This is a genomic window from Solidesulfovibrio alcoholivorans DSM 5433, from assembly GCF_000702665.1.
In the GTDB taxonomy this organism is placed as follows: domain Bacteria; phylum Desulfobacterota; class Desulfovibrionia; order Desulfovibrionales; family Desulfovibrionaceae; genus Solidesulfovibrio; species Solidesulfovibrio alcoholivorans.
The window spans coordinates 11,727-32,186 of the sequence record NZ_JNJA01000012.1 but is presented as its reverse complement, the minus strand read 5'-3'; the positions used below and the strand labels follow the sequence as shown (position 1 = coordinate 32,186).

The following is a 20,460-nucleotide window of genomic DNA, read 5'->3' as shown; positions in this document are numbered from 1 at the left end:
GCGTCGCGGGTACAGGGGGGCAAACGATCGTCGAGGAGTGTCGGTGACGGATCATCCCATCTGCGTGGTCGGCTGCGGCATCGGCGCGACATGGCTGGCTCCCACGGCGGCGGCGGTCGTGGCCGGGGCGGATGTCCTGGTCGGCGGACGGCGACTGCTCGAAGCGTTCGCGGACCATGCCGGCGCGCGCATCCCCATCGCCGGGCCGCTTTCCGCCGTCTGCGAGGCCATGGCGGACGCCGTGACGGCCGGGCGCACCGTCGCGGTCCTGGCCGACGGCGATCCGCTCTTTTTCGGCATCGGCCGCCTTCTTCTCGAGCGTTTCGGCGCGGACCGGCTGGCTTTTTTCCCCGGCGTCACGGCCGTGGCCGCCGCCTGCGCGCGGCTCGGGCGCGCGTGGCACGACCTGCCGGCGGTGTCGCTCCACGGTCGGGGCGACATGCTGCCGCTTTTCGCCGCGCTGTGCCGGGCCGATGCGGTCGCGGTCTATACCGACGCCGTCAATACGCCGAACACCATTGCCGCCCGGCTTTTCAAGCGTGGCGGCGACGCCTTCGTGCTGCACGTGTGCGAGGATATGGGCCTGCCCGGGGAACGCCTGCGGCGGCTCAGCCTGGCCGAGGCCGTCCCCCTGACGTTTTCTCCGCTCAACCTCGTGCTTATCGAGCGCGTGCGCCCCGTGGACGCGCCGCTTTCCCTCGGCATGGAAGATGAAGCGCTTTTGCGCCAGGACCGGGTGTTCACCAAGAAGTCCGTGCGGGCCGTGTCCCTGGCCGCCCTGGCTCCGCGTGCCGGGGACGTGGTCTGGGACGTGGGGGCCGGCACCGGGGCCGTGGCCCTGGAAGCATCGCTGCTTGCCGTCGGGGGGCCGGTTTTCGCCATCGAACGCGATCCCGGCCGGGCGAACCTGCTTGCCGACAATATCCGCCGCACCGGCGCGCTCACCGTTACGCCCGTGTGCGGCGAGGCTCCGGACGCGCTCGCGGACCTGCCAGCCCCGAACCGCGTGTTCGTCGGTGGCGGCATGACCGGCCGCCGCGACCTGCTGCCGTGGCTGTGCCAGCGCCTGCTCCCCGGCGGGCGCATCGTGGTCAATTGCGTGCTGCTCGGTTCCCTGCACCGGGCCTTTGCCGATTTCGAAGCCGCCGGCCTGTCCGCGACCCTGACGCAGCTCCAGGCCGCCACGGCCACGCCGCTGGCCGGCGACCTGCGCCTTTGCGGCGAAAATCCCGTGGCCATCCTCGCCGCTGCCAAGGAGGAATCCCATGTCTGAGCCGCTTTCCCTGAACGGCGGCGTGGCCTTCGTCGGCGCTGGCCCCGGCGACCCGGAACTGCTCACGGTCAAGGCCGCGCGCATCATCGGTCAGGCCGACCTCGTGCTCTACGCCGGCTCCCTCGTGTCCCCGGGCGTCGTCGCCCTGGCCCGCGCCGGGGCGCAGGTGGTGGATTCCGCCCCCCTAAGCCTCGAGGAAACCCATGCGCTGCTCGTCGCCACGGCGCGACAAGGCGGCCTCGCCGCCCGCGTGCATACCGGCGATCCGTCCCTCTATGGCGCGGTGTCCGAACAGATCCGGCTGCTCGTCGCGGACGGCATCCCCTACACGGTCGTCCCGGGCGTGACCTCCGCCGCCGCGGCCGCCGCCGCGTTCGGCGTCAGCTTCACCGAACCCGAGGCGACCCAGACGCTCATCCTCACCCGCCAGGCCGGACGCACGCCCATGCCGCCCGGAGAATCCCTGCGCGAGCTCGCCCGCCACGGCGCGTCCATGGCCGTCTACCTCTCCGCCGGCGATCCCGAAGGCGTGGCTCAGGCGCTCAGCGAAGGCGGCCTTCCCGGCAGCACGCCCGTGGCCGTGGCCCACCGCCTGGGCTGGCCCGGCGAAAAACGCCGCCTCGCCACCGTCGATACCCTGGCCCAAACCGTGCGCGCGGAAGGCATGGACCGGCAGACCGTCTTCCTCGTGCTGCCGGGACTCGGCCGGGGTACGGCATCCAAACTGTACGATCCGTCCTTCGGCCACGGCTTCCGCCCGGCCCGGGAGGACGACTAAAGGAGGCTTCATGGAGACGTTCGAAGTCCACACCTCCCGCCGCGAGGAACTCCTCCGCGTCACCAGCGCGCTCCAGGAACTGGTGGACGCCAAAGGCTGGCGCGACGGAGCCCTCGTCGTCTACTGCCCGCACACCACCGCCGCCCTCACCATCAACGAAGCCGCCGACCCGGATGTTGCCGCCGACCTCGTTATGGCGCTCTCCCGCCTGCTGCCCCGCGAAGCCGGCTACAAACACGTCGAAGGCAACAGCGACTCCCACGTCAAAACCACCCTCGTCGGCCCCTCCCAGATGCTCATCGTCTCCGGCGGCCGTATTCAGCTTGGCACCTGGCAAGGCGTGTTCCTGTGCGAATGGGACGGCCCCCGTAATCGCAAGATCTGGGCGCAGTGGCTCGGACAGTGAGTGAGTGGGGGAGGATGGGAGAGGAGAAGAGGGAAGATGCCTCCGGCGGCCAGGAGGGATCATCCCCCCCCGCCGCCGGAGGCGTTTTTTCCCTAGAACAGATACCCGTACGTCGAAGCCAGCTTGTCGGTCTTGCCGAGCAGCATTTCGGCGGTCTGGTCGATATCGGCGCTGTCCACGATGCCGGCTTCGGAGGTGAGGAAGTATTTGAGTGCGCCTTCCTTGGAGGAGAAGAGCCAGCTGACGGAGTAGATGGAGCTTAAGCCTGAGCGGCCGGGGAATTCTTCCTTGGTTTTGAGCACGAGCACGATTTTTTTCTCGTCCTTGCTGGTGGGCTGCATGAGCGACGAGCGGCCGAGCAGTTCCTTGAGGCGGTAGGCCAGGCGGGTGCCCACGGCGTCGTTGTCGTCGTGTTCGATGGCCACGGGGGTTTTGCGGGCGTCGTCATTTTTCTTGCCGCCTGTGTCGGCCGGCGCGGGAGCGGCCTGGGGGGCGGGGGCCTTGGCCTGGGCTGCGGCGGAAGCGGCCACGGCCAGCGTCAGGGCCAAGGCCAGCGACAGGGCGCGGAAAAACATCTGCATGGCGGGCTCCTCCTGAGTAAGATGCTTGTTTTCCGGCTTAATCCACGGGGAGCGACATTGGCAAGTCGGGGCGGAAACAGCGTGGAGGCAAAGATCGTTCTGCGGGCGATTTGCTTGTAGTTGGCAATAATTATGATGATCCGATTGTGCAAAGGCGCGCCATACCGTATGCGATCGGGTTATTGTCCGAAGATTCGTTGCCACAACTTCGCCCGGAGGTCCCATGCCGCTTGTTCCCCTGATGATCGCCGTTTTGTCGTTGCTTGCTTTCGCGCCTTGCGCCCTGGCTGCCGAGCCCATCCGCATCGGCGCGATCGTGTCCGCGACGGGGCCGGCCGCGTTTCTGGGCGAGCCCGAGAAGAACACGCTGGCCATGCAGGCCGAGGCCATAAATGCGGCGGGCGGGTTGCTCGGCCGGCCGGTGGAAGTGATCGTGCTCGACGACGAGACGGACGTGAACAAGGCGGTATTGGCGGCGGACAGGCTGCTGAAAAAAGAGAACGTCGTGGCGGTGGTGGGGCCGACGGTTTCGGGCAACACGCTGGCGGTTGCGCCCAAGTTCGTGGCCGCGCGGGTGCCGCTCGTGTCCTGCGCGGCGGCGGAGAAGATCGTCAGGCCCGTGAGCCCCTGGGTGTTCAAGACGGCCCAATCCGATCGGCTGGCCGTGGCGCGCATCCTGTCCCACGCCAAAAAGCAGGGGTATAACAAGCTCGCCATCCTCACCGTGTCCGATGGCTACGGCCAGGCCGGGCGCGAGGTGCTCAAGGAGCTTGTTCCGGCCGGCGGATTCACGCTCGTGGCCGACGAGGTCTACGGCCCCAAGGACACGGACATGACGGCGCAGTTGACCAAGATCAAGGGCGCTTCGCCCGACGCCGTCATCTGCTGGGGCACCAATCCCGGCCCGGCCGTGGTGGCGAAAAACCGGGTCCAGCTTGGCATGGCCACGCCGCTTTACATGAGCCATGGCGTGGCGAGCAAAAAGTTCATCGAGTTGGCCGGCGAGGCGGCCGAGGGCCTGCTGCTGCCGGCGGGCAAGCTCACGGTCTTCACCCAGTTGCCCGAAGCCGATCCGCAGAAAGCGGCGCTCTCGGCCTATGCCAAGGCCTACGCGGAACGGTTCGGCGTGCCGGCCTCGGCCTTTGGCGGCTATGCCTACGACGGGCTCATGCTTGTGGCCCGGGCCGTGGCCGATGCGGGCGACGCCTCGCCGGCGGCGATCCGCGACAGCCTGGAGAAGGTCAAGGGCTTTGCCGGCATCACGGGCGTGTTCGCATTTTCGCCCGAGGACCACAACGGCCTCACGGCGGACGCGTTTGTCATGGTCGCCGTCTCGGGCGGCGACTTCAAGCTGCTGCCTGGCGAGTAGCGCGCACGCGCCGCGACAAACGGCGTATCCGCGCCGTTTTGCGGTTCCCATCATGCCCGTTTTCGACTATGGGAGCGGGACGCGAATCGAAGAGACGACTTCCCGCGCGGGAATGTCCGTCAAGGAGCCCGTCATGCGACTGCACGCCGCTGTTTTCGCTTTTTGCGCTTTGATCCTGACCGCTACTGCCGCCTTGGCCGCCGATCCCGTGCGCCTGGGCGCGGTGCTGTCCGTCAGCGGGCCGGCCTCGTTTCTGGGCGAGCCCGAGAAGAACACCATCCAGATGGAGGTGGACAAGATCAACGCCGCCGGGGGCGTGCTCGGCCGGCCGCTGGAAGTCGTCATCCTCGACGACGAGACCGACGTGAACAAGGCCGTGCTGGCCACGGACCGGCTGCTGAAAAAGGAGCGCGTGTCCGCCATCCTCGGCCCCACCACCTCGGGCAACTCCCTGGCCGTGATGGGCAAGGCCGCCGCGGCCAAGGTGCCGCTCATTTCCTGCTCCGCCGCGGAGAAGATCACCAAGCCGGTCAATCCCTACATCTTCAAGGTCGCGCCGTCCGACCGCCTGGCCGTGGCGCGCATCCTGTCCCACGCCAAGAAGCAGGGCTATAAAAAGCTCGCCATCCTCACCGTGTCCGACGGCTTCGGCCAGGCCGGGCGCGAGGTGCTCAAGGAGCTCATCCCGGCCGACGGCTTTACGCTCGTGGCCGATGAGGTCTTCGGCCCCAAGGACACGGACATGACCGCCCAGCTGACCAAGATCCAGGGCGCGTCCCCGGACGCGGTCATCTGCTGGGGCACCAATCCCGGGCCGGCCGTGGTGGCCAAAAACCGGGTGCAGCTCGGCATGAAGACGCCGCTGTACATGAGCCACGGCGTGGCCAGCAAAAAGTTCATCGAGCTGGCCGGCGACGCCGCCGAAGGGCTGCTCCTGCCCGCGGGCAAGATCACCGCTGCCGACAAGCTCCCGGACAGCGACCCCGAAAAGGCCCAGCTTGTGGCCTACACCAAGGCCTACGGCGAGAAGTTCAATGCCCCGGTCTCGACCTTCGGCGGCCACGGCTACGATTCGCTGCATCTGGCGGTCAAGGCCATCAGCGATGCCGGCTCGGACAAGCCGCAGGCCATCCGCGACGCCCTGGAAAAGACCAAGGCCTTCCCCGGTATCGGCGGCATCTTCACCTATTCGCCCGAGGACCACGCCGGCCTCGGTCCCGACGCCTTCATCATGCTGCGCATTGAAAAGGGCGACTGGGTCATCGTCGGCGACTGATGTTTTCCGGCGCGCCGCAATACCTCGTATCCGGACTCACCCAGGGGGCGGCCTACGGGCTGATCGGGCTCGGGTTCACGATGATCTTCAACACCACGGGCATCATCAACTTCGCTCAGGGCGAGTTCGTGATGCTCGGCGGGATGCTGGCCGTATGGTTCGCCGGCACGGGCATGCCGCTCGTCGCGGCCGTGCTGTGCGCCTGCCTCGCCACGGCCGTGGTCGGCGCGCTCATGGAGCGGCTGACCATCCGGCCGCTTGCCGGCGCGCCGGCCATCAACGCCGTCATCATCACCATCGGCGTCTCGATCCTGTTGCGCGGCGGGGCCATGCTCGCCTTCGGCAAGGATACCGTCGTGCTGCCGGCCTTTTCCGGGGTCAAGCCGATCATGGCCCTGGGCGCGGCCATCCAGCCGCAGAGCCTGTGGGTGCTCGCCGTGACGCTGGCGCTTTTGGCGGCGCTCAAGCTCTTTTTTTCCGCCACCATCCAGGGCAAGGCCATGCTCGCCTGCGCCTGCCAGAAGAAGGCCGCGAGCCTCGTCGGCATCTCCGTGGCCCGCATGGCGCTGCTCTCCTTCGGCATAAGCGGCCTGATCGGCGCGGCCGCCGGAGCCATCCTCGCGCCCATCACCATGACCGCCTACGACGTCGGCATGATGCTCGGGCTCAAGGGCTTCGCCGCCTGCATCCTGGGCGGTCTCGGCAATCCCTTCGGCGCGGCCGCCGGCGGGCTCATCCTCGGCGTGCTCGAAGCCTTCGGCGCGGGCTACGTCGCCTCGGGCTACAAGGACGCCTTCGCCTTCATCGTCCTTCTGCTGCTGCTTTTCGTCAAACCCTCGGGGCTTTTCGGCAAGGCCGGGGTGGAACGCGTATGAAGCCGGCGTTTCTCGGCAAAAACGCCGTCCAGGCCGGGGTTTTCCTCCTGGCGCTCCTGGCCGTGCCCTACCTTTTGCCCAACGAATATTACCTGAGCATCTGCATCCTGGGCTGCCTGAGCGCCGTCATCGCCGTGGGCCTTAACCTGCTCATGGGCTACGCCGGCCAGATTTCGCTCGGCCATGCGGCTTTCTACGGCATGGCCGCCTACGCCACGGCCATCGCCACCACGCGCTTTTCCCTGCCCATCCCCGTGGGCATGGCCCTTGGCGTGCTCCTGTCCGTGGCCGTGGCCTGGATCGTGGCCGCGCCCACGCTCAAGCTCAAGGGCCATTACCTGGCCATGGCCACACTCGGCTTCGGCATCATCGTCTCCATCGTCTTCAACGAGGCCGTGGAGTGGACGGGCGGCCCCTCGGGCTACGTCGGCATCCCGCGCCTGTCGCTCGCCGGCTTCGATTTCGATTCCGACCTCTCCTACTACAACCTCATGGCCGTGGTGCTCGCGCTCGTGGTGCTCGCCTCGCTCAACCTCATGAAATCGCGCACCGGCCGGGCGCTTCGCGCGCTGCACGTCAGCGAAAAGGCCGCCGCGAGCCTCGGTGTGGACATCGCCGCGCACAAGCGCTTCGTTTTCGTGCTCTCCGCCGGCCTCGCGGGCCTCGCCGGCGTGCTCTACGCGCATTACCTGAGCTTCATCGCCCCGGCTTCCTTCGGCTTCTCCTTCTCCGTGCAGCTCGTGGTCATGGTCGTGCTCGGCGGCATGGCCAGTATCTGGGGATCGGTTGCCGGCGCGTTTTTCCTCACGGCCCTGCCCGAGGCCCTGCGCGAATTCGAAGACATCGACATCCTCGTCTACGGCGCGATCCTGGTGCTTACCATCATGTTCCTGCCGGACGGCCTCGCCGGGGGCCTTTCTCGCCTGTCCCGCCGGCTGCGGCGCGGAGGCCGGTCATGACCGCGACAAGCCAGGTCCCGCAGCCCCCTTTGCCCCTGTTGCTCGACGTCGCGGGCGTCACCGTGCGCTTCGGCGGCATCCACGCCCTGACCGAAGCCGATTTCGCCATCCCCGCCGGCACCGTCACCTCGCTCATCGGCCCAAACGGCGCGGGCAAGACCACGATGCTAAACGCCATCACCGGCATGGTCCCCGTGGCCGCCGGCGCGATCCGCCTCGGCGGCGAAGACCTGCTCGGCCTGCCCCCCCATCGTCGGGCCGCGGCGGGCGTCGTGCGCACCTTCCAGAACCTCGAGGTCTTCACCTCGCTCTCCGTCCTCGAAAACGTCATGGCCGGCCGTCACACCCATACGCGCTACTCCATCCTCGCGAGTCTTGTGCGCACGCCGGGTTTCCGCCGCGTCGAGGCCGCATGCCGGAACCGCGCCATGGATTGCCTCGATTTCGTGGGCCTTGCCGACATGGCCGATGCCCCGGCCGGCGACCTGCCCTACGGCAGCCAGCGCCTGCTCGAAATGGCGCGGGCGCTCGCCGCAGACCCGAAATTGCTGCTCCTCGACGAACCGGCCGCCGGCCTCAACTCCAAGGAGACCGCGCGCCTGGGCGACCTTATCATGGCCGTGCGCGACAAACTTGGCGTCACGATCGGCCTCGTCGAACACGACATGGACCTCGTCATGCACGTCAGCGACTTCGTCACGGTCCTCAACTTCGGCCACCCCCTGGCCTCGGGCACGCCCGACGAAGTCCAGGCCGACCCCGAGGTGGTGCGGGCGTATTTGGGCGAGGATGAGTAGTGGGGACGGAGACGGAGAGGGAGAGGGGAAAGATTAAGAGGAAGATGCCTCCGGCGGCCAGGAGGGGGTGACCCCCTCCTGGACCTCCTCGACGGGGGAGGCAGGGAGATGGGAGCGGGGTGGAGGCGCGGTCATGGGCGGGTGTCCGTCGGCGAGGCCGGGATTGGGCCGGCGATGCCGTCGCTGCGCTCCTGGCTCGCCGGCCCAATCCCGGCCTCGCGGGCCCGTCGCCCCTTCGGGGCGAGTTTGAAGGAATTTTGCTTTGAAAGCCTCTTGAAGGCATTAAGAGAATGGAGTTGAAAGCCGTGTCGGGTGAGAAAATGTCTCCTGGATTCCTTTGCCTGGTCGGCGCGTTGTGCGGGGCTGGCTTTGCAGCCCCGCACAACGCGCCGACCCGACAAGGGGGTCCGGGGGGGATTATCCCCCCCGGCCGCCGGAGGCACCTCTTCCCATGCTGACGCTGCGCAATGTCGATGTCCACTATGGCCGGGTGCACGCCGTGCGCAGGGTGTCGCTGCACGTGGCACCGGGCGAGATCGTGGCCTTGATCGGGGCCAACGGCGCGGGCAAGACCACGCTCCTTTCGGCCATTTCCGGCGTGTTGCGCGCCTCCGGCGGCGAGATCGAGTTCGACGGGAAGGACATCGCCGCCGAGAAGCCCGAGCGCATCGTGCGCCTGGGGCTGTCCCAGGTGCCGGAGCGGCGGCTGGTGTTCGGCCCCATGAGCGTGGAGGACAACCTGCTGCTCGGGGCGTATTCCTGTTTCGAGCGGCGTCGGGTCGCGGCGGACATGGAGGAGCTGTATTCCATGTTTCCGGTGTTGGCCGAGCGTCGCGGGCAGCAGGCGGCGGCGCTTTCCGGCGGCGAGCAGCAGATGCTGGCCCTTGGGCGCGCGCTCATGGCCCGGCCGCGCTGCCTGCTTCTGGACGAGCCGGGCATGGGGCTTGCGCCGCAGGTGTGCAAGGAGATTTTTCGCCATGTCGCGGCGCTGCGGCGCGACAAGGGCCTGACGGTGCTGCTGGTGGAGCAGAACGCCAAGAGCGCCCTGGCCGTGGCCGACCGGGGCTACGTGCTGGAGACCGGCCGGGTGCTGTTATCCGGCACGTCCGAGGAACTGCTCGCCAACCGCGACGTGCGGCGGGCGTATCTGGGCCGGGAAAAAGAGGCATAGCCATGCGCGAGTGTTTCGAACCGCAATTCGAGGCCATGGACCGGGCCGAGCTGGCCCAGTTGCAACTGGAGCGGCTCCAGCAGACCTTGCTGCGCGTGGGCAGGAACGTGCCGCTTTATCGCAAGCGTTTCGCTGAGCACGACATCGACCCCGAGACGTTCGCCGACGTGGCCGATTTGCGCCGCCTGCCGTTCACTACCAAGGCCGATTTGCGCGAGGCGTATCCGTACGGGCTTTTCGCGGTGCCGCTTCGCGACGTCGTGCGGCTGCACGCCTCGTCGGGCACGTCGGGCAAGCCGGTCGTGGCGGGTTACACGCGAAACGACGTGAAGACCTGGTCGCGGCTGGTGGGCCGGGTGCTGGTCGCGGCCGGGGCCGGTCGCGACGACGTGGTGCAGATCGCGCTCGGATACGGACTTTTCACGGGCGGCATCGGCTTTCATTACGGGGCCGAGGCCGTGGGCGCGGCCGTCATTCCCGCATCGAGCGGCGGCACGCGTCGGCAGATCGCGATCATGCAGGACTACCGTACCACGGTGTTCGTGGCCACGCCGAGCTACGCCCTGCATCTGGCCGAGACCATCGAGGCCATGGACGTCAACGTCAATTCCCTGTCCCTGCGTTTCGGCCTGTTCGGTGCCGAGACCTGGACCGAGGCCATGCGCGCGGCCATCGAGGACCGCCTGAAGCTCACAGCCACGGACAACTATGGCTTAAGCGAAATCATGGGGCCGGGCGTGGCCGGCGAGTGCCTGGAAAAGGCCGGCATGCACGTCAGCGAAGACCATTTTTTCATCGAGATCGTGGACCCGGCCACGGGCGAGCCGCTGCCCGACGGCGAGGAGGGCGAGCTGGTCGTGACCACGCTCACCAAGGAAGCCTTACCCATGATCCGCTTCCGCACGGGCGACATGACGCGCATCATCCCGGGCCCCTGCGCGTGCGGCCGCACCATGCGCCGCATCGGCCGCATCGTCGGGCGTTGCGACGACATGCTCATCATCCGCGGCGTCAACGTCTTTCCCTCGCGCATCGAATCCATCTTGCTCGAAGTGGAGGGCACCACGCCCAACTACCGCATCGTGCTCGAGCGCAAGGGCGCGCTGGACGAGGCCCTGGTCGAGGTGGAGCCCACCGAGGAGCTTTTATTCGACCGCGTGGCCGAACATCAGGCGCTGCTCGACAAGCTCGGCCGGCGTTTCGCGTCGGAACTCGGCGTGGGGCTTGGCGTCAAGCTCGTGGAACCGGGCAGCCTCGCCCGGGGCCAGGAAGGCAAGACCATCCGCGTCGTGGACCGCCGCGGCATCGCCCGCTAGCCCGCAACAAACCTCCCATAGCCCTGCCCCTAGGTGTTAGCCCCCCCGTCGGGGAGGTCCAGGAGGGGATCATCCCCTCCTGGCCGCCGGAGGCATCTTTCTCTTCTCTCCCCTCCTCATCGCAGCGCGAGCCACACGCGTACGGCCCCGGCGACAAAGAGCGTCCAGGCCACGGGCACGGCGTGGGGCACGTCGGTCAGAGCCGCGAGGAAGCCGGCGGCGATGAGCAAAATCCCCAGCGCGAACTTGCGCAGGTAGGGCCGCAGCCGCTCGCCCGCGTATTCCATGGTTTCCGGCGAGAGCTTGACCGCGAGGCTCGCTTCGCTGAGTTCCAGGAGCACGGTTTTCATGCGTCGCAGCGTCAGCGGCAGCCCGGCCAGTTCCTGGCGCACGGTGGGGAAGAGCCCGGCCTCCGCGCCCATGGCCCGGGTGAGGTTTTTGCGCAGGAGCGGCAGGATATCCTTCACGCCGTTGAAATTCTCGATGTACGTGGTGCCCAGGCCCTCGATGAGCGTGCTTGCGCGCATGACGTAGACCACGTCCTGCGGCACCTTGAAGGGCAGGTCCTTCATGGAGGCCAGCACCGAGAAGGCCAGGGCCTGCATGGACGCGGCGGACAGGCTCGCGTCGCCGAAGATGTCGAACATGCGTTCGGCGAATTCCATCATTTCGGAAGGATCGGCCCCGGCCGCGACGATGCCGAGCCGTTTGCAGGCCTTGATGAACCCCTCGTACTCCCGGTCGTGGGCGGTTTTCGCCACCTCGATCATGGCCACGCGCGTGTCCGCCGGCAGCCGTTTGACCATGCCGAAGTCGAGCAGCGTGATGCCGCCGTCCTCGCGCACCAGGATGTTGCCCGGGTGCGGGTCGGCGTGGAAATAGCCGCGCACGAGCATCTGTTCGATGTAAAAGGCGATGATCGCGTCGAGGACCTTGCGGAAGGGGATGCCGGCCGCGGCCAGGGCGTCCTTGTCGTCGATGCGAAGCCCGGTCTCGAAGCTCATGACCAGCGCGTCGGCGCTGGAAAGCGCCGGCTCCGGCACGGGAAAGCGCACCGTCCCGTCGCCGTAGGCGTCGGTGAACTTGCGCAGGTTGGAAAGCTCCACCGACAGGTCCACTTCCTTGACGATCATGGCGGAAAATTCCGCCAGCACGGCTTCCACGGAATTTTTCGTCGCCCGGGAGAAAAAAGGCGTGAACACGGAGAGCATGGCGCGCACCAGGAAGATGTCGTCGCGCACGCGTTTGGCAACGCCCAGCCGGCGCAGCTTGACCGCGACCTTGCGCCCGTCCGGGAGCGTGGCCGCGTGCACCTGGCCGATGGAGGCGCTGGCGATGGGCGCGGGGTCGAAACTGGCGAACGGCGGCGCATCACCGAAGGCCCGGGTGAAGGCTTCCCGGAAATCGGCCTCGCGCATGGGGGCCACTTCGTCGTGGATGCCCCGCAGTTCGGCCAGGTAGTCGTCGGTGAAAAAGTCCGCGCGCGTGGCCAACACCTGGGCGAGCTTGATGAAGCTCGCGCCGAGCGTCAGGATGGCCGCCTTGAGCTCGCGCGGCGGCAGGGGGCGCAGGAAAAGAAAACTCTCTCCGCGCCGCACGAGCACGAAAACCGTGTGCAGGAACCGGAAGGCCAGCCAGACCCGCGACGGGGCCAAGGCGGCCGGCATCAGATCGACTTTTGCGTCAGCAGCGCCTTCAGTTCCGCGATGTCCTGCTTGGTGGCCAGGCCCATGCCTTCGAGCACCTTGCGCAGTTCCTCGCGGACGCGGGCGTTCATGGCTTCTTCTTCCTGCTTGGCCCGCGCCTTGGCGTCGTCCAGGAACTTTTGCGCCTCGGTCTTGGAAAGCTCGCCGCGTTTTTCCAGGTCGTCCACGAACGCCTCGAACTTGTCCTTGGCCAGAAAGGCCGCCCCCAGCCCCATGTAGAGCAGATCGACAGGTTTCATCGCAACACCTCGCCTTTCGACGGTTTATGACGGGAATATGGGGGTTTGTTGTCCCGGCGTCAATCCCCGTATGGGGAAAAGCGCGGGTCCTAGAAGTAGCGCATGCTGACTTTTTTCAGTTCCTTGAGACTGAAAAGCATGGCGTAGTCGTCGAGGCCCGTCTCGCGGCACAGGGCTTCGACCACGGCCCGGCAGGTGTCCTGGGTGCGGCCGTGGATCATGGTGTAGAGGTTGTAGGGCCAGTCCAGGCAGTTGATGCGGTGGTAGCAGTGGCTGATCTCCGGGCGCTTTGCCATGACCTCGCCGATGCGGTCCACGTCCTCTTCCGGCACGTACCAGGCGACCATGACGTTGGCCCCGAATCCGGCCTTCTGGTGCTTGAGCGTCGCGCCGAAGCGGCGGATCTCGCCGGTTTCGGTCATGCGCGAAAGGAGGCGAAGCACATGGGCCTCGTCCGTGCCCACGGCCGCGGCGATGTCGGCGTAGGGCGCGGCCGAGTCCGGCAGCGAGCCCTGCACCCGTTTGAGGATTTCCCGATCGATGTCCGAAAGCGGCGTGGCGGCGTGCTGTGCGCCCATGGCGTCTCCCGTTTGCGTGGTCGTCAAAGCCTTTGTCTCTATCGGCTTTGTATGCTAGAGGCAACAGCGGCGCGACTCCGCACGAAGCGGCCGAACCGGCCGGAAAACCAGTGCAAGCGGAGTGGACGCGGAGGCGAAGCGGATGAAGATCGCGGTGATCGGCGGCGGCAGCTGGGGCACCACCCTGGCCGACCTGCTGGCGAAAAACGGCCACGAGGCGCGGCTTTGGGTGCGCGAACAGGCGGTTATGAACGAGATCCGCACGACGCGTGAGAATTCCTGGTATCTTCCCGGCCGCAAGCTGGCCGACGGCCTGGAGGTCAGCACCGATCCGGCGGCCGTGTCCGACGGCGCGCGCCACTTCCTCTTCACCGTGCCGAGCCAGTTCATCCGCAGCGCCTACCAGCGCTTCATCAAGCACCTGCCGAAAAATCCGGTGATCATCTGCGCGAGCAAGGGCATCGAGCTCGACAGCCTGATGACCATGTCCCAGGTCTGCGAGGACGCGCTTTCCGGCGTGAAGCCCCGCTTCGCCATGCTTTCCGGGCCGACCTTCGCCTACGAGGTCATCCGCGAGATGCCCACGGCCGTGACGCTTGCCTGCAAGGACAAAAAAGCCGGCAAGGAAGTACAGGAAGCCCTCTCGTCCCCGTATTTCCGCGCCTACACCTCCACGGACGTGCGCGGCGTGGAGCTCGGCGGCGCGATCAAGAACATCGTCGCCATCGCCGCCGGCGTGTCCGACGGCCTGGGCTTCGGCGGCAACGCCCGCGCGGCGCTCATCACCCGCGGCCTGCACGAGATGAGCCGCCTGGGCAAGGCCATGGGCGGCGAACGCCAGACCTTCATGGGCCTGTCCGGCATGGGCGATCTCGTGCTCACCTGCACCGGCGACCTCTCGCGAAACCGCCAGGTCGGCCTGCGCCTGGCCAACGGCCAGAAGCTCCTCGACATCCTGGCCGAGATGAAAATGGTGGCCGAAGGCGTCAAGACCACGGAAGCCGCCTACGCCCTGCGCGAAAAGCTCGGCGTCGAAATGCCCATCACCGAACAGGTCTACGCCGTCCTCTACAAGGACAAGGACCCCGCCCAGGCCGTGCGCGACCTCATGACGCGCTCCCTGAAGGACGAATAGGGAAGCAGAAGAGGAAGATGCCTCCGGCGGCCAGGAGGGGATGATCCCCTCCCGGACCTCCCCGACGGGGGGATTGCGACCCCGGAAAGGGGAAGGGGCACGCGCACGCGGTGGAAGCGTACTGGGACATTTTCGCGTACGGGACGCTGCGGCAGGGCTTTCACAACCACCATTACATGGCCGGCTGCCCTTTCCTGGGCCGGGCCGAGACCGCGCTCGCCTACGCCATGTACGTGGCCGGCGACATCCCCTACCTCGTCGCGGACGAGCCGCGTCACCGCGTGACCGGCGAGGTCTACCGCGTGGACGCGGCCCGGCTTCGCGCCATCGATGTCCTGGAAGACCATCCTCGCGTCTACCGCCGCGCCCTGGCGCCGCTGGTCATGGCCGATGGCGGCCATAAGGCCGTCGCCTGGGTCTATTTCGCCCGCCGTCCGTGGGAGGGCGTGCTCCACACGGGCGATTTCGCGTCCTGGAAACCTAGTAGGACTTGAACAGCAAGGCGTATACGACGTAAATCCAGCCCAGGATGCCGTGGATGATGGCCCAGAGAATGGACTTGTTGAGCGCGAAAGACACGGACATGGCCAGGGCCGAGCCGAATCCCACGCCGTACTTGATCACGGTCTGGTTCACATACGCTGCCATAGTCACCTCCCTTTGCGCGCAAGCGTAGCCGATGTTGCGCGGAAAGGCACTGCTTTCCGGCGGTGTTGACGCAATTGACATTTGGCCGCGCCGCGCGCACAATTTCGGTATGCCCATCATGCCGCCCGCAGGAAACTGCCGCATTCGCCGCGTCGGAGGCCTCGCCGGAGTGCTGGCGCTGGCCTGCCTCGTGCTGGCGGCCGTATCCGCGCGCGCGGCCGAGGAGCCGGGGCGTATCGACCCCAGGATCGTGCACGTGGTCTCCCGCCTGACCTACGGCCCGACCCCCGGCGGCCTCGAGCGGGTCGCGGCCATGGGGGCGGACGCCTTCATCGCGGCCCAGCTCGCTCCCGACAACCTCGTCGATCCGCCGGTCCTGGCCGAAAAGCTCGCCGCGTTGCCCACCGAATCCATGGATACGGTGCGGCTTTTCCGCGAATACGGCCCTGCCGTGGCCGCCGACGCCAAGCCCGGGCCCGACGCCATGCGCCAGGTCTTCGACCGGGCCGAGGTCGCGGCCCTGGAAGCGGCGCGGGCCAGGCTCATGCGCGCCATCTGGTCGCCCAGGCAGCTCTACGAGCTCATGGTGGCCTTCTGGTGCGAGCATTTCAGCCTCGGCGCGCAAAAGGGTCTGGCCCGCCTCTGGGAAGGCTCCTTCGAGCGCGAGGCCATCCGGCCCCATGCCCTGGGACGGTTCGCGGACCTGCTCGCGGCCACGGCCCGCCATCCGGCCATGCTCATCGCCCGGGGCAACTGGAAAAACGTGGTCCACCGCCAGGGCGCGGGGCCGTCCAAGGACGCCATCGACCCGACCTATGCCGCCATGCTTCTCGCCCACCAGACCCTGGGGCCGTCCGGGCCGCAAAAGCCCGCCGACACCCTGGCCCTGGCCCGCATCCTCACCGGCTGGCGCGTGGGCGCGTCGCGGGGCGCGGCCGATTCCGGAGGGTTTTATTTCGACGTGGATCTGCACGACCCGTCGGACAAGACGCTGCTCGGCCATCCCATCAAGGGGTCGGGGCTCGGCGAGGGCGCGGCCGCCCTGGACCTTTTGGCCGCGCATCCGGCCACGGCCAGGAACATCGCGCGCAAGCTCGCCGTGTATTTTCTCGCCGACGACCCGCCCGCGCCCCTGGTCGCCCGCGTGGCCGAGGCGTTCGCGAAATCCGGCGGCGACATCCGCGAGACGCTGCGGGCGCTTTTTCAAAGCCCGGAATTTTACGATCCCAAATACATGGGCAACCGGTTCAAGCCGCCCCTGCGGCAGGTGGTTTCGGCCGTGCGCGCCACCGGCGTGGGCCCGGGTGACACCGCGGCTCTGGCCGGCGTCCTGGCTGGCCTTGGCCAGCCCTTTTACGCCGCCGACGGCCCGGAAGGCTATGCCACGGCCTCGGGCGCGTGGCTGAAGCCCGATGCGGTCGTGCGCCGCGTGACCTTTGCCGGCGACCTCGCCGCCGGGCGCATTCCGGGCGTAAAGCCGGACAAGCCTTCCGCGCAGGCCCTGGCCGCGACCATCGGCCCGGACGTGGACGCGCACACGTGCGGGATCGCGGAGAAAGCCGGCGGCGCGGTCGGTGCGGCCGTTATTCTGGCTGCACCGGAATCGATGCGCTATTGATTATGAGGGGAGACGCCTCCGGCGGCCAGGAGGGGCCGGGGGCCCCTCCTGGACCACCCCATGCGTGGTGGTGGGAGTGCTTTTCACGCTGCGGGCGGGACACGGAAAGGGAGAGGGGCGGTGCGACGACGCGAGGTGCTGGGATTTCTGGCCGCGCTGGGCCTTGCCGGGCTGACGGACCCGGGGGCGGTGCTTGCCGCGCGCGCGAAAAAGGGCGGGAGCGGGGACAAGGCCGCGGCCAGGGAGAAGGACAAGGCCAAGGACAAGCCTTCCTGGCGTGAGGGGCGGCAACTCGTCGTGGTTTTTCTACAAGGCGGACCGGACGGCCTGTCCGTGGCCGCGCCGACTGGCGATCCGCTCTACCGCGCCCTGCGCCCGACCACGGCCCTGGCCCCGGACTGCGGCGGGACCGACCTGGGCCGGGGATTTCTGCTCCATCCGGCCCTGGCCGCCCTGGCCCCATTATATGCAAGAAAGAAGCTGGCCGTGATTCCGGCCTGCGGCATGGCCGGCGTGGCCGCGCAGCACGCTCCGGCGCAGGCCGATTTCGCCCGGGGCGCGTCTTCTGGCAAGGGGGGCAAGGGCGGCGGGGCCAAGGGCTGGCTCGGCCGCCTGTCCCTGGCCCTCGGCGGCGGGGCAGGGCAGATGCTCGTGGCGAGCCAGTCGGACATCTACTCCGGCGCGCCGCACTACAACATGATCGCCCCCGGGCGTGGCCCGTCGCTGCCGGGACTGCCCGTGGAGGATCAGGCCCTGTACGACGCCGTGTCCCGGCTCTACGCCGGGAAGGAGCCGCTCGCCAAGACTTTCGCCAAGGGCCGCGAGGACCGGCAGGACGCGTTGGCCAAGCTGCTTGCGGAATCGGTCAAGGCCAGCGCCGGGGCCATTCCCGCCCCGGCCTTCCCGGAATTCGCCGAGCGTTTCGGCCGCGACCTGGCCAAGCGGCGCGACGCCGCCCTGGCCTTTCTCGCCGTGGGCGGTTTCGACACCCATTCCGGCCAGGGCGGGGCCAAGGGCTATCTGGCCGACCGGCTGCGCGAGACGGCGCTGGGGCTTTCCCATCTGACCGAGGGGCTCGGCAAGGCGTTCGACGAGACGGTCGTCATCGCCCTTGGCGAATTCGGGCGCGGCGCGCGGGAGAACCGCTTTGGCGGCACGGACAACGGCCAGGGCGGCGTGATGTGCGTCCTCGGCGGTCCCGTGGCCGGGGGGCAGGTGCTCGGGGAGTGGCCAGGGCTTGCCGCGCATCGCCTGGCGGGCGGGCGCGACGTGGCCGTGGCCACGGACTGGCGCGAGGTCGTCGCGCAGATCGCCGTGCGCCACCTGGGCCTGCCCGAGAAGCGGCTGGCCGACGTTTTCCCTGGATTCACCCCGACGGGCGCGCCGCAGGTCCTGGGCTGAGTCTCGACGAGGCGGCGGCGACCGCCTCGACCTGCTTTTATTCGTGCCGACATGGCGCTTGCGACAACCCCACGAGGCAGCATGGCTTCGCGATACGTCTTTTTGTTAGCGGCGGCACTGTGCGTCCTGTCGCATTTCCTTCCGCTACGCGCCGCCGCCGCGACGCGCAGGAATGTGCTCGTCCTGCACAATTTCAACCAGGATCACCCGGCCGTCGCGGCGTATGACCAGGGGCTGCAGGAAATGCTGCTGTCGGACGCCCGGTATGACATCCGGGTATCCAAGGAATTCCTCGATCTGGCATCCTTCGAGCAGTCGCCGTCCTACCTCCCGGACACGGCCGCCTATCTGGCCATGAAGTATTCCTTGTGGAAGCCCGATGCCATCGTCATGGACAATGCCGTCGTCCCCTTCTATCGGCGCTCCCTGGCGGAGTCCTTCCGGGGCGTTCCCCTTCTTGTCCCCGTGGAAGCCGACAGCGAGGAAGCACGCCGCCCGCCGCCGCACATGACCGAGGTCGCCTGGGGCGTGACCGCATCGGACATCGAGAAGAACCTGCAGCTGATCCTGGCGTTGCTTCCCGCGACGCGCACCGTGTACGTGGTCCTTGGCGCCTCGGCGCAGGAGCGGCGCATCGAAGCCAGGATCGCGCCGGTCCTGGCCGCATACGCCGGCCGGCTCGACACGGTCCTGACCACGGACATGACCCATGCGGCCATGCTGGACACGGTCGCCGGCACCGCAAGCGATGCGGCCATCCTGTACGTGCGCGTCGCGCGCGACGTTACGGGCGCGACCTTTGTTCCGGCAGCGGTGCTGCGCGAGGTCTGCCGGCGGGCCAAGGTCCCGGTGTTCGGCATGGGAGCCCACCTGCTCGGCGACGGCATGGTGGGGGGATACGTCGATGATGTCGCAAAGCTCGGCCGGTTCATGGGGGCGCGGATTCTGGAAGCCCTGGACGGGCATCTTGCCGGGGGCGGGCCGCTGCTTCGTCCCGATGCCAGCGCCTATGTCTTCGACCAGCGGATGCTCGAGCATTTCGGCTTGGACGCCGCGCGGTTGCCGGCCGGCAGTCGTCTGGTGTTCAGGACCGCGTCCTTGTGGGAGTCCCACCGGGGGCTGGTGCTCGGCGGTACGGTCCTGGTCGCGGCGGAAGGCTGCCTCATCCTGGGGCTCGTGGCCAACAGGATGCGGCGCAAGCGGGCCGAGGCCGCCCTGTTGACCGCAAACGCCACGCTGGAGCGCCGGGTCCGGGAGCGTACCAGCGAACTCCGCGATTCCAACAGGGAGCTCCAGTCGGCCAAGGAGGCGCTTGAGACGCTCAACGGGCAATTGGAGGCGCTTTCGCGCACGGATTCCCTGACCGGCCTGCCCAATCGGCGTCATGCCGAGGAATTCGCCGTCGCCTGCCACAGGGAATTGCAGCGCCACGGCGCCGTGTATGCCCTGGCCGTGCTGGATATCGATTTCTTCAAGAAGGTCAACGACCACCACGGGCACGGGGCCGGGGACATGCTGTTGCGCCGGCTGGGCGCGGACATGGCCGAAATGGTCCGGGCCGACGACATGGTCGCGCGTTGGGGCGGCGAGGAGTTCCTGTTCGTGCTGCCGCATGCGGACGCGGCGTCCGCCGGGAAAATGCTCGAGCGCATCCGCGAGCGCATCGCCGCGGTCGCATACGTCTGCCGCGACGTCAGGTTGACCGTGACCGTGACCGCTGGCGTTGCCGAGGCGGTGTCCGGCGACGAGTTCGACGACGTGCTGCGCCGGGCCGACGAGGCGCTGTATCGGGGCAAGGAGGAGGGACGCAACCGGGTCGTCACGGTCTGACCGGGGCGGCCGGACGCGGAAGGATCGGGTTCGATGCCGGGACGGGGCGCGGCAAGACTGGTACGCCAAAGTCCTTGAAGGCTTGGGGTCCGTTCGGAGGCCGGCGGGTTCGCGTCCGCCAGTATGCTGTGGCGTTCCGTCCCTGCGTCGCGCGGTTGGCGGTACGCGCGCAGGGACGCCTTGCCGCGCCGCGTCCCGGCATCGAATCCTTTCGCGCTTTTTTTCACATATTCAAGTTCATGGCAAGCGGCCCAAACTTTGCAACATCCTGAAATCATACGGGCAGGGAAAGGATTTTCGGGGCAGGCGCACTTTTTTTCCGCTGGCGGGCGTGATCCGTGTCCGCAACGCCAGTCCCCGAAAGGCAAGGTCACGTCTTTCGCATTCGGCCCCGGGCGTTTGCCTGATGCCCCGGCCGGCAGGCGCTTCGCAAGGACGCGTCCGGCTGCGCAGTCGCAAGCTCACCTGTGCCCCTTACGAGGAGGTCCAGGAGGGGAGCATCCC

The 20,460-nt window shown here is 67.9% G+C and carries 20 protein-coding genes; 15 read left to right on the top strand and 5 right to left on the bottom strand.

Annotated features, from left to right (window positions below):
- The first annotated feature begins 43 nt into the window (after positions 1-43).
- Genes Q368_RS0117360 through Q368_RS0117350 form a run of 3 tightly spaced genes read left to right on the top strand, consistent with a single transcriptional unit; the run spans position 44 to position 2,457 of the window.
- Positions 44-1,273 (top strand): bifunctional cobalt-precorrin-7 (C(5))-methyltransferase/cobalt-precorrin-6B (C(15))-methyltransferase, encoded by a 1,230-nt coding sequence (locus tag Q368_RS0117360; RefSeq protein ID WP_029460311.1) that lies wholly within the window; start codon positions 44-46, stop codon positions 1,271-1,273.
- Positions 1,266-2,051, top strand: coding sequence for a precorrin-4 C(11)-methyltransferase (gene cobM, locus Q368_RS0117355; protein ID WP_029460310.1), 786 nt, complete (start codon positions 1,266-1,268; stop codon positions 2,049-2,051). The genes Q368_RS0117360 and cobM overlap by 8 nt, the downstream gene beginning before the upstream one ends.
- Before the next feature lie 10 nt (positions 2,052-2,061).
- Positions 2,062-2,457, top strand: a complete 396-nt coding sequence (locus Q368_RS0117350; RefSeq protein ID WP_029460309.1) for a secondary thiamine-phosphate synthase enzyme YjbQ — start codon at positions 2,062-2,064, stop codon at positions 2,455-2,457.
- A gap of 92 nt (positions 2,458-2,549) precedes the next feature.
- On the opposite strand, the gene Q368_RS0117345 is transcribed toward Q368_RS0117350, so the two are convergent.
- Positions 2,550-3,038 (bottom strand): hypothetical protein, encoded by a 489-nt coding sequence (locus Q368_RS0117345; RefSeq protein WP_029460308.1) that lies wholly within the window; start codon positions 3,036-3,038, stop codon positions 2,550-2,552.
- A 223-nt stretch (positions 3,039-3,261) separates the two neighbouring features.
- Here Q368_RS0117345 and Q368_RS0117340 point away from each other — a divergent pair, with 223 nt between their 5' ends.
- The 7 genes from Q368_RS0117340 to Q368_RS0117310 all read left to right on the top strand — a co-directional run bounded on the left by Q368_RS0117340 (position 3,262) and on the right by Q368_RS0117310 (position 10,801).
- Positions 3,262-4,407 (top strand): ABC transporter substrate-binding protein, encoded by a 1,146-nt coding sequence (locus tag Q368_RS0117340; RefSeq protein WP_029460307.1) that lies wholly within the window; start codon positions 3,262-3,264, stop codon positions 4,405-4,407.
- Positions 4,408-4,540: 133 nt separating this feature from the next.
- Positions 4,541-5,683: an ABC transporter substrate-binding protein gene (locus tag Q368_RS0117335; RefSeq protein WP_029460306.1), complete on the top strand. Its 1,143-nt coding sequence runs from the start codon at positions 4,541-4,543 to the stop codon at positions 5,681-5,683.
- Positions 5,683-6,558, top strand: a complete 876-nt coding sequence (locus Q368_RS0117330; RefSeq protein ID WP_029460305.1) for a branched-chain amino acid ABC transporter permease — start codon at positions 5,683-5,685, stop codon at positions 6,556-6,558. Before Q368_RS0117335 ends, Q368_RS0117330 begins: the two co-directional genes overlap by 1 nt.
- A complete protein-coding gene (locus tag Q368_RS0117325; RefSeq protein WP_029460304.1) occupies positions 6,555-7,517 on the top strand; it encodes a branched-chain amino acid ABC transporter permease in 963 nt (320 codons plus the stop codon). Before Q368_RS0117330 ends, Q368_RS0117325 begins: the two co-directional genes overlap by 4 nt.
- Positions 7,514-8,314 (top strand): ABC transporter ATP-binding protein, encoded by an 801-nt coding sequence (locus tag Q368_RS0117320; RefSeq protein WP_052360258.1) that lies wholly within the window; start codon positions 7,514-7,516, stop codon positions 8,312-8,314. The genes Q368_RS0117325 and Q368_RS0117320 overlap by 4 nt, the downstream gene beginning before the upstream one ends.
- A gap of 451 nt (positions 8,315-8,765) precedes the next feature.
- Entirely contained in the window at positions 8,766-9,485 is a 720-nt protein-coding gene (locus Q368_RS0117315) for an ABC transporter ATP-binding protein (protein WP_029460302.1), read from the top strand.
- Between the two features lie 2 nt (positions 9,486-9,487).
- Positions 9,488-10,801 (top strand): phenylacetate--CoA ligase family protein, encoded by a 1,314-nt coding sequence (locus Q368_RS0117310; protein ID WP_029460301.1) that lies wholly within the window; start codon positions 9,488-9,490, stop codon positions 10,799-10,801.
- A 116-nt stretch (positions 10,802-10,917) separates the two neighbouring features.
- Here the strand turns inward: Q368_RS0117310 and Q368_RS0117305 are convergent, their stop codons facing one another.
- The 3 genes from Q368_RS0117305 to ahbB form a co-directional block, all read right to left on the bottom strand.
- Positions 10,918-12,468, bottom strand: coding sequence for an ABC1 kinase family protein (locus Q368_RS0117305; RefSeq protein WP_029460300.1), 1,551 nt, complete (start codon positions 12,466-12,468; stop codon positions 10,918-10,920).
- Positions 12,468-12,746 (bottom strand): phasin family protein, encoded by a 279-nt coding sequence (locus tag Q368_RS0117300; RefSeq protein ID WP_029460299.1) that lies wholly within the window; start codon positions 12,744-12,746, stop codon positions 12,468-12,470. The genes Q368_RS0117305 and Q368_RS0117300 overlap by 1 nt, the downstream gene beginning before the upstream one ends.
- Positions 12,747-12,835: 89 nt before the next feature.
- Positions 12,836-13,324 carry a siroheme decarboxylase subunit beta gene (gene ahbB / locus Q368_RS0117295; RefSeq protein ID WP_029460298.1) on the bottom strand — a complete coding sequence of 163 codons (489 nt, stop codon included), beginning with the start codon at positions 13,322-13,324 and terminating at the stop codon, positions 12,836-12,838.
- Between the two features lie 142 nt (positions 13,325-13,466).
- Between ahbB and Q368_RS0117290 the strand changes: the two genes are divergently transcribed.
- Both Q368_RS0117290 and Q368_RS0117285 read left to right on the top strand, forming a co-directional pair.
- Complete coding sequence (locus Q368_RS0117290; protein ID WP_029460297.1) at positions 13,467-14,459, top strand: NAD(P)H-dependent glycerol-3-phosphate dehydrogenase; 993 nt, start codon at positions 13,467-13,469, stop codon at positions 14,457-14,459.
- Positions 14,460-14,569: 110 nt separating this feature from the next.
- Positions 14,570-14,953, top strand: a complete 384-nt coding sequence (locus tag Q368_RS0117285; RefSeq protein ID WP_029460296.1) for a gamma-glutamylcyclotransferase family protein — start codon at positions 14,570-14,572, stop codon at positions 14,951-14,953.
- Here Q368_RS0117285 and Q368_RS26690 read toward each other — a convergent pair.
- The gene (locus tag Q368_RS26690) at positions 14,940-15,107 is read right to left on the bottom strand and encodes a hypothetical protein (protein ID WP_169740608.1); all 168 of its coding nucleotides are present in this window, start codon (positions 15,105-15,107) and stop codon (positions 14,940-14,942) included. The genes Q368_RS0117285 and Q368_RS26690 overlap by 14 nt on opposite strands.
- Positions 15,108-15,216: 109 nt before the next feature.
- Between Q368_RS26690 and Q368_RS0117275 the strand changes: the two genes are divergently transcribed.
- The 3 genes from Q368_RS0117275 (at position 15,217) to Q368_RS24095 (ending at position 19,956) form a co-directional block, all read left to right on the top strand.
- Positions 15,217-16,725, top strand: coding sequence for a DUF1800 domain-containing protein (locus Q368_RS0117275; protein ID WP_052360268.1), 1,509 nt, complete (start codon positions 15,217-15,219; stop codon positions 16,723-16,725).
- Positions 16,726-16,845: 120 nt separating this feature from the next.
- Positions 16,846-18,126, top strand: coding sequence for a DUF1501 domain-containing protein (locus Q368_RS0117270; protein WP_029460294.1), 1,281 nt, complete (start codon positions 16,846-16,848; stop codon positions 18,124-18,126).
- Between the two features lie 81 nt (positions 18,127-18,207).
- Positions 18,208-19,956, top strand: a complete 1,749-nt coding sequence (locus Q368_RS24095) for a diguanylate cyclase (RefSeq protein ID WP_052360257.1) — start codon at positions 18,208-18,210, stop codon at positions 19,954-19,956.
- The last annotated feature ends 504 nt before the right edge of the window (positions 19,957-20,460 follow it).

Bases quoted from the DNA above. Each gene is read 5' to 3' on its own strand.
- Q368_RS0117330 (WP_029460305.1), top strand. From the start codon at position 5,683: ATGTTTTCCGGCGCGCCGCAATACCTCGTATCCGGACTCACCCAGGGG.
- Q368_RS0117350 (WP_029460309.1), top strand. From the start codon at position 2,062: ATGGAGACGTTCGAAGTCCACACCTCCCGCCGCGAGGAACTCCTCCGC.
- Q368_RS0117340 (WP_029460307.1), top strand. From the start codon at position 3,262: ATGCCGCTTGTTCCCCTGATGATCGCCGTTTTGTCGTTGCTTGCTTTC.
- Q368_RS26690 (WP_169740608.1), bottom strand. From the start codon at position 15,107: ATGGCAGCGTATGTGAACCAGACCGTGATCAAGTACGGCGTGGGATTC.
- Q368_RS0117335 (WP_029460306.1), top strand. From the start codon at position 4,541: ATGCGACTGCACGCCGCTGTTTTCGCTTTTTGCGCTTTGATCCTGACC.
- ahbB (WP_029460298.1), bottom strand. From the start codon at position 13,324: ATGGGCGCACAGCACGCCGCCACGCCGCTTTCGGACATCGATCGGGAA.
- Q368_RS0117315 (WP_029460302.1), top strand. From the start codon at position 8,766: ATGCTGACGCTGCGCAATGTCGATGTCCACTATGGCCGGGTGCACGCC.
- Q368_RS0117345 (WP_029460308.1), bottom strand. From the start codon at position 3,038: ATGCAGATGTTTTTCCGCGCCCTGTCGCTGGCCTTGGCCCTGACGCTG.
- Q368_RS0117320 (WP_052360258.1), top strand. From the start codon at position 7,514: ATGACCGCGACAAGCCAGGTCCCGCAGCCCCCTTTGCCCCTGTTGCTC.
- Q368_RS0117305 (WP_029460300.1), bottom strand. From the start codon at position 12,468: ATGCCGGCCGCCTTGGCCCCGTCGCGGGTCTGGCTGGCCTTCCGGTTC.
- Q368_RS0117300 (WP_029460299.1), bottom strand. From the start codon at position 12,746: ATGAAACCTGTCGATCTGCTCTACATGGGGCTGGGGGCGGCCTTTCTG.
- Q368_RS0117290 (WP_029460297.1), top strand. From the start codon at position 13,467: ATGAAGATCGCGGTGATCGGCGGCGGCAGCTGGGGCACCACCCTGGCC.
- Q368_RS24095 (WP_052360257.1), top strand. From the start codon at position 18,208: ATGGCTTCGCGATACGTCTTTTTGTTAGCGGCGGCACTGTGCGTCCTG.
- Q368_RS0117325 (WP_029460304.1), top strand. From the start codon at position 6,555: ATGAAGCCGGCGTTTCTCGGCAAAAACGCCGTCCAGGCCGGGGTTTTC.
- Q368_RS0117275 (WP_052360268.1), top strand. From the start codon at position 15,217: ATGCCCATCATGCCGCCCGCAGGAAACTGCCGCATTCGCCGCGTCGGA.
- cobM (WP_029460310.1), top strand. From the start codon at position 1,266: ATGTCTGAGCCGCTTTCCCTGAACGGCGGCGTGGCCTTCGTCGGCGCT.
- Q368_RS0117310 (WP_029460301.1), top strand. From the start codon at position 9,488: ATGCGCGAGTGTTTCGAACCGCAATTCGAGGCCATGGACCGGGCCGAG.